The 11,587-nt window shown below is 65.4% G+C and carries 4 protein-coding genes; all 4 read left to right on the top strand.

Annotation, left to right across the window (positions count from 1 at the left end):
* The first annotated feature begins 13 nt into the window (after positions 1-13).
* The 4 genes from ACIPIJ_RS08970 (at position 14) to ACIPIJ_RS08955 (ending at position 11,418) form a co-directional block, all read left to right on the top strand.
* Positions 14-8,647: a GH36-type glycosyl hydrolase domain-containing protein gene (locus ACIPIJ_RS08970; protein WP_401075104.1), complete on the top strand. Its 8,634-nt coding sequence runs from the start codon at positions 14-16 to the stop codon at positions 8,645-8,647.
* A gap of 54 nt (positions 8,648-8,701) precedes the next feature.
* Positions 8,702-9,421, top strand: coding sequence for a Crp/Fnr family transcriptional regulator (locus tag ACIPIJ_RS08965; protein ID WP_401075101.1), 720 nt, complete (start codon positions 8,702-8,704; stop codon positions 9,419-9,421).
* 92 nt (positions 9,422-9,513) lie between these two features.
* Positions 9,514-9,780 (top strand): hypothetical protein, encoded by a 267-nt coding sequence (locus tag ACIPIJ_RS08960; protein ID WP_401075099.1) that lies wholly within the window; start codon positions 9,514-9,516, stop codon positions 9,778-9,780.
* Positions 9,781-10,191: 411 nt separating this feature from the next.
* The gene (locus ACIPIJ_RS08955) at positions 10,192-11,418 is read left to right on the top strand and encodes an MFS transporter (RefSeq protein ID WP_401075096.1); all 1,227 of its coding nucleotides are present in this window, start codon (positions 10,192-10,194) and stop codon (positions 11,416-11,418) included.
* Positions 11,419-11,587 lie beyond the last annotated feature (169 nt).

Below are 11,587 nucleotides of genomic sequence, written 5' to 3'. Positions count from 1 at the left end.
AACCCCGAACCCCATGGACACCCCTTGGTTTCGCCCACTCGCCTACCTTCAACGCCTGGCCAGCCGTGCCCGGCGCTGGCGCACGCCGCGGCACACGTTCACCTACGAGAGCCTGCTGCGCTCGGAGCTCTACAGCGCAAAGCAGCTGGCCGACCACGGCACCTGGCTGGCCAGCCAGCATCGGTTGAGCCAACTGCCGGCCGACGACGCGCTGCTCGACCGCCTGGCCGATAACGAGCGCATGCTCTACACCAGCTGCTCTGCACTGGCCGCCAGCCTGCCCGGCTCACGCCCAGCATTGCCGGCCGCGCAATGGTTGCTCGACAATTTCTACCTGGTCGAAACTCATATCCGTATCGCCAAGCGGCATTTGCCATCCGATTACAGCCTGCAACTGCCGCGGCTCGACAATGGGCCGTCGAGCGGCTTGCCGAGGGTTTATGACATTGCGCTGGAAACCATCTCCCACGGTGATGGCCGGGTCGACGCAGAAAGCCTCAGCTGCTTCGTCGAGACGTATCAGCAGGCCGCCACACTGACCCTCGGCGAGCTCTGGGCGATCCCGATCATGCTGCGCCTGGCGCTGATCGAAAACCTGCGCCGGGTGGCGGCCCGGGTCATGGCCAACTGGGCTGACCGTGACTTGGCCAACGGCTGGGCCGACACGCTGAGCGAAACCGCCGAGCGTGACGCCAAGAGCGTGGTGCTGGTGGTGGCCGACATGGCCCGTTCTAAGCCGCCGATGACCGCGGCCTTCGTCGCCGAACTGGCCAGGCGCCTGCAAGGCCACAGCAGCACCTTGACTCAGCCACTGGCGTGGATCGAACAGGTGCTCAGCGAGTCGGCGCTGAGCATCGAACGCAGTGTGCAGCTCGATGCGCAACAGCAGGCCATCGACCAGTTGTCCATCAGTAACAGCATCGGCAGCCTGCGCCTGCTGTCGACCATCGACTGGCGGTTGTTCGTCGAGCACCTGAGCCAGGTCGAGCAAACCCTCTGCCAGGACCCGGCCACCGTCTACCCGGCCATGGACTTCGCCAGCCGCGACCACTACCGGCACATCGTCGAGCGCCTGGCGCGGCACAGTGCATTTCGGGAAGAGCAGGTCGCGCGCCAGGCCATCGAGCTTGCCCAGGCCGCTGGCGGCGGGCCGGAGGAACAGGCCGGGCATGTCGGCTACTACCTGGCAGGTGACGGCCTGCCCGTGCTCGAACGCCGGCTTGGCGCGCGGGTTGCACTGGCCGAGCGCTGGCAGCGCCTGTTGCACCGCGCGCCGCTGGCGTTCTACCTGGTGCCGGTGGCGCTGCTGTCGGGGCTGCTGGGTTGGGGCTTCATCGGCGCGATTGTCGGTGAAGGCTGGCCCCTGTGGCTCGCGGCGGGCATGGCCATCCCGGTATTGCTGGCCACCAGCCGCCTGGCCATTGGCCTGGTGAACTGGCTGGTCACGCTGACGGTGAAACCGTCGTTCCTGCCACGCCTGGACTACAAGGATGGCATTCCAGGCGATGCCCTCACGCTGGTGGTGGTGCCCTGCATGCTGGGCAGCGCCAGCGATGTCGAGGCGCTGGTCGAAGGCCTTGAGGTGCGCTTTCTGGCCAACCGGGATGAGCACCTGCATTTCGCGCTGTTGAGTGATTTCATCGATGCCCAGCAACAGACATGCCCCGACGACCAGGCCCTGCTCGACCTCGCCCGCGACGGCATCCAGGCCCTGAACGGCAAGTACCCGAGCCCGGGCTGCGCGCGCTTTTTCCTGTTCCACCGGCCCAGGGTCTGGAACGCGACCGAGCGCTGCTGGATGGGCCGTGAACGCAAGCGCGGCAAGCTCGCCGAGCTCAATGCCCTGCTGCGCGGGCACGGCGCGGACTGTTTCATGCGCGGCGTCGGCGATGTGCACACGCTGGGCACTGTGCGTTATGTCATCACCCTCGACACCGACACCCTGCTGCCGCGCGATGCGGCGCAGAAGTTTGTCGGCGCCATGCAACATCCGCTGAACCGCCCACGCTTCGACCCCCGCACCGGCCGCCTTCTGTCAGGTTACGCGATACTGCAACCGCGGGTAGGCATCAGCCTGCCCAGTGTGTCGCGCTCGGCCTATGCCCGCCTGTTCGCCGCCGATGCGGGGGTCGACCCCTACACCCAGGCCGTTTCGGATGTTTATCAGGACCTGTTCCTCAGTGGCTCGTTCATCGGCAAAGGCATCTACGCGGTGGATGCCTTCGAGCAGGCGCTGGAGGGGCGCTTTGCCGACAACCGCGTGCTCAGCCATGACCTGATCGAGGGCTGCTATGCCCACTCCGGCCTGCTCAGCGATGTGCAGCTGTTCGAGGGTTACCCTGCGCGCTACAGCGCCGATGCCAAGCGGCGCCACCGCTGGATCCGCGGCGACTGGCAACTGCTGCCGTGGCTTTTGCAGCGCCGCCGCAGTGGCGTGCAGAGCCCGCTGAGCGCATTGTCGCGCTGGAAAATCTTCGACAACCTGCGGCGCAGCCTAGAGCCCGCTGCCCTGCTCACGGTATTGCTGTGGGGCTGGCTCGCGAGCGCCTCGCCGCTGATATGGACCCTTGCACTGCTGGGGTTGCTGCTGGTGCGCCCGCTGCTGGATGCACTGCTGGAGCTGCTGCACAAGACCACCGACGTGGCGTTTTCCGAACACCTGCTTGCAGCCCTGCATACGTCGGGCATCTACTTCGTACGCGCCGGGTTGCTGCTGGCCTGGTTGCCTTTCGAGGCCAGCTACAGCCTGGACGCCATCACCCGCACCGTGTGGCGGCTGGCCGTCAGCAAACGCCGCTTGCTGCAATGGAACCCCTCGCAAGCTGAAGAACGCACCAGCGCCGATACCCTGCAGGCGGTCTATCGCGAGCAATGGCTGCAACCTGCACTGGCGCTGGCCCTGGCCGGCGCGCTGTCGATGCGGCCGAGTACCCTGCTGCTGGCCTCGCCAATCCTCGCGCTCTGGCTGCTCGGCCCAGCATTGGCCTGGTGGCTCAGCCGCGCGCAGGTGCGCAGCGTGTTCGCGCCCTCCGCAGGCGACCTGCGCTTCCTGCATCGGCTGGCCCGGCGCAACTGGGCGTTCTTCGAGCGGCATGTCGGCCCTGGCGACAACTGGCTGCCACCCGACAACCTGCAGGAGCCGCCCTTCCCCAACTTCGCCCATCGCACCTCGCCCACCAACATCGGCATGGCCGTGCTTGCGCACCTGGCGGCCCATGATTTCGGCTACCTGTCTGCCGGCCGCCTGTTCGAGCGCCTGGGCAACGTGTTCGACAGCCTGGATTGCCTGGAGCGGTACAAGGGGCACTTCTACAACTGGTACGACACCCAGACCCTCAAGCCGCTGCCGCCGCTGTATGTGTCCTCCGTGGACAGCGGCAACCTGGCCGCGCTGCTGCTGACGTTGAGGCCCGGGCTGTTGGCGATGGCCGATACCCCGGTGCACGACAGGCGTGTGACCCAAGGGCTGCTGGATACCCTCGACATCCTGCTCGAAGCATTTACCCAGGCCGGCCGGGAGGTCGGTGAAATACAGGCGCTGCACCACGAAGTAGGGCAAGCCCATGCGCGAGCGCAGGCGCCACCCGCCGCGCTGATGGCATTGCTTGCCGGTCAGTTGCAGGGCTTGCTCGGCAAGTACGCACCGCTGGCACCCGAGGGCGCGGAGGCAGACGAATGCGTGTTCTGGCTGCAAGCGATACTGCGCCAGTGCCTGGACCTGGCCAGCGAATTGCAGGCCTTGCGCCTGCCTGCTGGGGGTGACCTGGCGCTGCAGAAGGCGCCGAGCTGGCGACAACTGGCACAGCTGGAACTTGACCGGTGGCCACCCGCCGATCAGGCTGCAGTGGCCAAGGTCCGTACCCTCGCCCACCAGCGTATCGACCAGGCGCAACGGCTGGCAACGCGCATCAGTGCCCTGGCCGACATGGACTTCAGCTTCCTTTACGACAGCCACCGCGACCTCTTCGCGATCGGCTACAACGTCGACGAGCATCGCCTGGATGCCGCCTTCTACGACCTGCTCGCGTCGGAGATGCGCCTGACCAATTTCGTGCTCATCGCCCAGGGCCAGGCGCCCCAGGCCAGCTGGTTCGCGCTGGGCCGGCTGCTCACCAGCAATGCCGGGGTGCCAGTGCTGCTGTCCTGGTCCGGCTCGATGTTCGAGTACCTGATGCCGCTGCTGGTCATGCCCAACTATGAGGGTACCTTGCTCGACCAGACCTGCCAGGCCGCCGTCAGCCGGCAGATCGAACATGGCCACCTGCTGGGCATCCCGTGGGGCGTTTCGGAGTCGGCCTACAACGCGCTGGACACCCACTTCAACTACCAGTACCGGGCGTTCGGCGTTCCAGGCCTGGGCCTCAAGCGCGGCCTGGGCGAAGAGCGTGTGGTGGCGCCCTACGCCAGCGCACTGGCCCTGATGGTGGCCCCCAGCGCCGCCTGCCATAACCTGCAACGCCTGAGCGCGCTCGGCGTGGCGGGCCGCTTCGGGTTGTACGAGGCCGTGGATTACAGCGAGGCACGGCTGCCGCCGGGGCAGGAAGCGGTGGTCATTCGCTCGTTCATGGCGCATCACCAGGGCATGAGTTTTCTTGCCCTCACCGCCGTGCTGCTGGACAACCCCATGCAACGGCGCTTTGCCTCGGACCCACAGTTCCAGGCCAGCATGCTGTTGCTACAGGAACGCGTACCGAAAACTGCCGCTCCGTACCTGCATACCCTTCAATCCCCGGCCGCGGAAGGTGGAAGCCAGGGCGGTGAAACGCGGCTGCGCGTGTTCACCGAGCCCAACCGGCGCCACCCCGCCGTGCAGCTGCTCTCCAATGGCCATTACCACGTCATGGTCAACCACGTGGGCAGTGGCTACAGCCACCATGACAACCTGGCGGTCACCCGTTGGCGGGAAGACGCCACGCGCGACGACCTGGGTAGCTTCTGCTACCTGCGCGACGTCGCCAGCGGTGCGTACTGGTCCACGACCTACCAGCCGACGCAGCACCGCACACACAACCAGGAGGCGATTTTCAGCGATGGCCGGGCGGAATTTCGCGTACGTGAACGGGACTTCGATTGCCACACCGAGATCGCCGTGTCCCCGGAAGACGACATCGAACTGCGGCGCCTGCACCTGACCAACCATGGCGACCAGCGCCGTACACTGGAGCTGACCAGCTACGCCGAAGTGGTGCTTGCGCCGGCGCTGAGCGATGCGCTGCACCCGGCCTTCAGCAAGCTGTTCGTGCAGACCGAACTGATCCGCCCGCTGCAGGCCATCCTGTGCACCCGGCGGCCACGCTCGTTGCTCGATGCCACGCCGTGGATGTGCCATGTAATGGCGGTGCATGGGGTCGATATCGATGCCATTTCCTATGAGACCGACAGGGCGCGCTTCATCGGCCGCGGCCGCACGCTGCGGGCCCCTGCGGCGTTGGACCGGCACACCGCGACGCTGTCCGGCAGCGCGGGGCCGGTGCTCGACCCGATCGTCGCAATCCGCTGCCGCATCACCCTGGAAGCAGGCCAGGCCGCCACGGTCGACCTGGTCAGCGGCGTGGCCGACAGCCGCGACGCGTGCCTGCAACAGGTGGCCAAATACCGCGACCGCCACCTGGCCGACCGGGTGTTCGACCTCGCCTGGCCACACAGCCAGGTGCTGTTGCGCCAGCTCAACGGTTCGCTGGCCGATGCCCGCCTGTTCGAGCAGATGGCCGCGTCGATCATCTACCCCAATGCGGCGCTGCGTGCCGGCGGCCCTTTGCTGGCGAGCAACCGGCGCAGCCAGTCCGGGCTGTGGGGCCAGGGGCTGTCGGGGGACCTGCCGATCGTGCTGGTGCAGATTGGCGACCTCGCCAATATCCAGCTGGTCAGGCAAATGGTGCTGGCCCATACCTACTGGCGACTGAAAGGCCTGGCACTGGACCTGGTGATCTGGAACGAAGACCAGGCAGGCTATCGACAGCAGTTGCAGGAAATGATCGTTGGTATCGTCACCTCCGGCAGCGAAGCCGCACTGCTCGACCGGCCCGGGGGCATCTTCGTGCGCCCTGCGCAGCAGCTGTCCGAAGAAGACCGGGTGCTGACGCTGTCGGTGGCCAGGCTGGTACTCAGCGACAGCCAGGGCACGCTGGCCGAGCAGCTGCATCACCGCCGCCCTGCGCCGGTGCCAGCCGCCTTCGAGCCTACTCGGGCCTACAACCAGCCCGTGCCCGCCAACCCGCCCCTGCCAGACGCCCCTGCGCTGCTGCTTGCCAACCGCTACGGCGGCTTCAGCGCCGATGGCCGCGAGTACGTCATTGCTCACATACCCGGGGCGCCGCCACCGCTGCCGTGGGTCAATGTGCTGGCCAACCCGCGGTTCGGCAGCGTGATATCGGAGGCTGGCAGTGCCTATACCTGGTGCGAGAACGCCCACGAATACCGGTTGACGCCCTGGCACAACGACCCGGTCGCCGACCCTGGCGGGGAAGCCTTCTACCTGCGCGACGAGGACAGCGGCCAGTACTGGTCGCCAACCCCGCAGCCCTGCCCGGGCCCTGGCCGATACCGCACCCGGCATGGCTTTGGCTACAGCGTGTTCGAGTACGCCGATGACGGCCTGGACAGTGAGCTGTGTGTACATGCCGCGCTGGATGCGCCGGTCAAGTTCAGCCGGCTCAAGCTTTACAACCGCTCGGACCGGGCACGACGGTTGTCGGTGACCTGCTTCGTGGAATGGGTGCTGGGCGACCTGCGCAGCAAGTCGGCGCTGCACGTGGTCAGCGAGACCGACCCGGTCAGCGGCGCCTTGTTCGCCCGTAACGCCTACAACATCGAGTTTTCCGGGCATGTGGCGTTTCTCGATTGCGACCTGCCGTCGCAAGGCATCACCTGTGATCGCAGTGAATTCCTTGGGCGCAACGGTGATACCCAGGCACCGGCCGGCATGCGCCAAGGACGGTTGTCCGGGCGCACGGGCGGCGGGCTGGACCCGTGTGCCGCGTTGCAGGTCGGCCTGCTGCTGGCGGCTGGCGAACGGCTTGAAGTGGTGTTCCGCCTTGGCGCCGAGCGCGACGCCAAGGCCGCCAGCCGCTGTGTGCAGCAGCACCGCGGGCTACGCGTGGCCATGGACGAATTCGACAAGGTCCAGCGCTATTGGCGCGAAACGCTCGGTACCGTGCAGATCGAAACCCCTGAACCTGCGCTGGATGTCCTGGCCAATGGCTGGTTGATGTACCAGGTGATTGCCTGCCGCTTCTGGGCGCGCAGCGGTTTTTACCAGTCAGGTGGCGCATTCGGTTTTCGCGACCAGTTGCAGGACAGCATGGCCATGCTCCACGCGGCGCCAACAGCGGCGCGTCAGCACTTGCTTACGTGTGCTGCACATCAGTATGTCGAAGGCGATGTGCAGCACTGGTGGCACCCACCGATGCAGCGCGGGGTACGCACCCGCTGCTCGGACGACATGCTCTGGCTGCCGCTGGCGACCAGCCGCTACGTGGTGATCACCGGCGACTACGCGGTATTGGACGAACCGGTCGGCTACCTGGAAGGGCGTGCACTGAATGCCGGTGAAGAGTCTTATTACGACCTGCCCGCCCATTCGCGCCTGGTCGAGAGCCTGTACCAGCATTGCCGGCGCGCCCTGGACCATGCCCTGCAATGCGGGGTTCACGGCCTGCCGCTGATGGGCAGCGGTGACTGGAATGACGGCATGAACCGCGTTGGCGAACAAGGCCGGGGCGAAAGCGTGTGGCTGGGCTTCTTCGGGCATGAGGTGCTGCGCGCGTTCAGCAGCCTCGCCCTGCGCCATGGCGACAGCAGCTTTGCCGTGCACTGCACAACGCAGGCCGCCGCCCTGGCGGCAAACCTCGAGCAGCACGCCTGGGACGGTGACTGGTACTGCCGGGCATGGTTCGACGATGGCCAGGTGCTGGGGTCGGCGAGCAACCAGGAATGCCGGATCGACTCGCTGACGCAAAGCTGGGCGGTGCTTTCCGGGGTCGCCCCGGCCGAGCGCGCCCGCACCGCCATGACCGCCATCGAGCACCATCTGGTGCGCCGCGACCTCGGTGTGGTCAAACTGCTCGACCCGCCCTTCGACCGCGGCAACCTCGACCCTGGCTACATCAAAGGCTACCTGCCCGGGGTGCGTGAGAATGGCGGGCAATACACCCATGCGGCGATCTGGGCCGGCATGGCCTATGCGCAATTGGGCAATGCCGCCAAGGCTTGGGAACTGCTGCGCCTGATCAACCCGGTGCGCCAGGGCAGTGATGAGCTGATCGACACCTACAAGGTCGAACCCTATGTCATGGCCGCCGATGTCTACGCCTTGGCGCCCCATGTCGGCCGCGGCGGTTGGAGCTGGTACACCGGCTCGGCGGGCTGGATGTACCGGTTCATCGTCGAGAGCCTGCTGGGCCTGCAACGCTGCGGTGATACCTTGCGCATACAGCCGCTGCTGCCGGCCGATTGGCCCGGCTACACGCTGCACTATCGATTTGGCAGTACCCACTACCGTATCGACGTGCGCAATGGTGCCAACGCCGAGTTGACCCTGAGCCTGGACGGCCAGTTGCTCGACCAGGCCACGCTGCCCTTGAAGGATGACGGCGTGCTGCACCACGTGATCGCCCAGTGCCAACCGTCGCCCTTGCCCATGAACTGAGCTGCACCTGGTCTAGTCTTGTTGCCACAGCCGCTACACTCGACGGTCACAAGCATGCAACCGGTGTCCACCCCCAAACAGAATTACCTGCTGGCGGCATTGTCGGCGCAGACTTACAACCGCCTCGAACCGCACCTGGAGCGCGTCAGCCTGCCGCTGGGCAAATCACTGTACGAGTCCGGCGACACCTTGCGCCATGTCTATTTCCCAGCCGACGCGATCGTCTCGCTGCTGTATGTGATGGAGAACGGCGCCTCGGCCGAAATCTCCGTGGTGGGCAATGAAGGGCTGGTCGGCATCGCGGTGTTCATGGGCGGTGAAAGCACGCCCAGCCGCGCGATCGTGCAAAGCGCAGGGCACGGCTATCGCCTGGAAGGCCAGCGGCTGAAGGACGAATTCAACCGCCATGGCGAGCTGATGATGCTGATGCTGCGCTATACCCAGGCACTGATCACCCAGATGGCGCAGACGGCAGTCTGCAACCGGCACCACGCCATCGACCAGCAACTGTGCCGCTGGCTGCTGCTGTCACTCGATCGCTTGCCGGGTGACCAGTTGCGCATGACCCAGGAGCTGATTGCCAACATGCTCGGCGTACGCCGTGAAGGCGTGACCGATGCCGCCGGCAAACTGCAGCGGCTGGGGGTAATCGAATACAACCGCGGCCATATTCGGGTGCTCGACCGAACACGCCTGGAACAGCTCAGTTGCGAATGCTACGCGGTGGTGAAGAAAGAAACCGAACGCCTGCTGCCCTACCTGCCACCCGTCTAGCAGCCCGCCCAGGCGTGCCAGCCAAAACAGACTACGCTCGGTACTTCGATGGCTCATTTGCCGCTCGGGCGGCTCAACGAGGGTGCAGCACAATGGCGACAATCGAGACAACAGTGTTCGCACAGGGGCTGCTGCAGGTGGAAAACAGCTGGCAGGCGTATCTCGCCTCACAAAAGCGCGCCGAAGGCCTGACCGGAGAACAACTCAGCTGCGCGCTCAAGGTGTGCACCCGGGACTACGTCAGGTTCCAGAACCAGAGCCAGCAGTTTTATGCGGAAGTTCGCAAACGCGTGGGGGATGCTGAAAAACTGGAGAAAGACAAGGTGCTGTACCCCCACCATTATCCCGACAGGCACTGACAAAAAATTTGCGCGATTGCTGTGGGAGCGGGCTCACCCGCGAAGCAGGCAACGCGGTGCTTGGCACGGGCTTCGCCCGTGTTCGCGGGTAAACCCGCTCCCACAGCTCTGGACTGCCCCCAGCAATTTGGCAGATCGGCGCCTGCACCGATGCCGTTAATACCCCATCAGCTTCTGACCTGGCGCCAGCGGGCCGGGTGCTGGCGTTCAATTCACTCGCCCGTCACGGCCGAACGCCCGCTCCAATGCGAGCGCGGGCGCACTGCCCGGGCTGTCTTATCGATCACGCTGATGATGACTATCGAAAGGCGTGCCTGCCCGATTACGTTAACCCGCCCCTATAATCCCCGCCAATCCCCCCGTTTTTTTTTTCGCCTGCAACAGGCGACATTCCCCTTGGAACCCAGCACCATGCCAAGTGACAACCAGGCCCCTCACGGCCTTCCAGAACATGATCAGCAAAGCGTCAAACAGCAGTGGCTGGCGATTCTCTCGGTCGCCGTGGGCGCCTTCGCCCTGGTGACCAGCGAGTTTCTCCCCGTGGGCGTCCTCAATGATGTCGCCAGCGACCTCGGTATCAGTGCGGGCCACGCCGGCCTGATGGTGACCTTGCCTGGGATCATGGCCGCCCTCGCCGCCCCTTTGCTGTCGGTGGGCATTGGTGCCCTGGACCGTCGCTACCTGCTGATCGGCCTGACGCTGATCATGATCATCGCCAACGCGGTGGTGGCCTATGCCAACGACTTCGGCCTGCTGCTGTTCGGCCGCGTACTGCTGGGCGTCAGTATCGGCGGCTTCTGGGCGACAGCCATTGCCCTCAGCGGGCGCCTGGCACCCAAGGGCGTGGGCGTGGCCCAGGCCACCTCGATCATCATGGTCGGTGTGACCTTGGCGACCGTGCTAGGCGTGCCCGTTGGCACCTGGCTGAGTGGCCTGATGGGCTGGCGCATGACCTTCCTGGTTACCGCGCTGGTGGGCGTACCGGTGCTGCTGGCGCAGATCTTCCTGCTGCCGCGGCTCAACCCGGACAAAGCCATCCGCATCAGCGACCTGCCGGCCTTGTTCATCAACCCACAAGCGCGGGTTGGCTTGATCGCGGTCTTGTTGATCGGCCTGGCGCACTTTGCCGCTTACACCTATGTGGCGCCCTTCTTCAAGCAGAGTGCCGGCTTCGATGGGCCGACCATTGGCTCCCTGCTGTTGCTGTATGGCGTGGCCGGGGTAATGGGCAATATCTTCGCAGGCTTTGCCGCCAACCGCAGCGTGCGGCACACGCTGTTGCTGGTCGCGCTGATGATCGCCCTCAGCACCGCCCTGTTCCCTTACTTCGCCACCGGCATGACCGGTGCTGCGCTGCTGATCGCCCTGTGGGGCTTCGCCTTCGGCGCCTTCCCGGCCTGCGCCAGCATCTGGATGTTCGTGGTGGCGCCCAAAGATGTCGAACGCGGCATGCCACTGTTCGTCGCCATGTTCCAGGTGATCATTGCCCTGGGTTCGTTCTTCGGCGGGCAGATCGTCGACCAGCTGGGCACCTCGGTGCTGTTGAGCCTGGCCACGGCGCTGGTGGGCTGCGGCTTTGCCACGGTGCTGGTGCTGGGGCGCAATGTCAGCAATAGCCTGGCGGCCCAGCCCTGCTGACAGCACGCTGCAAGTAACAAAGTCCAGCTTCGACCATCGCCAGCAATAAGCGATGGTCGAAAGGCTGAGCCATCTGCAAGGGATGGCTCACTTTCGCAATAACCCTCTCGCATCATGAGGATGACTAAAGGTTTTGTGAAATCAATTCAGTTCCCTGCGGTAACCCCTC

The organism is Pseudomonas sp. NPDC087185 (assembly GCF_044744955.1).
GTDB lineage: Bacteria > Pseudomonadota > Gammaproteobacteria > Pseudomonadales > Pseudomonadaceae > Aquipseudomonas.
The sequence above is the reverse complement of the archived record's forward strand: the minus strand, read 5'-3'. Positions and strand labels throughout refer to the sequence as shown.

Bases quoted from the DNA above. Each gene is read 5' to 3' on its own strand.
- ACIPIJ_RS08970 (WP_401075104.1), top strand. From the start codon at position 14: ATGGACACCCCTTGGTTTCGCCCACTCGCCTACCTTCAACGCCTGGCC.
- ACIPIJ_RS08965 (WP_401075101.1), top strand. From the start codon at position 8,702: ATGCAACCGGTGTCCACCCCCAAACAGAATTACCTGCTGGCGGCATTG.
- ACIPIJ_RS08960 (WP_401075099.1), top strand. From the start codon at position 9,514: ATGGCGACAATCGAGACAACAGTGTTCGCACAGGGGCTGCTGCAGGTG.
- ACIPIJ_RS08955 (WP_401075096.1), top strand. From the start codon at position 10,192: ATGCCAAGTGACAACCAGGCCCCTCACGGCCTTCCAGAACATGATCAG.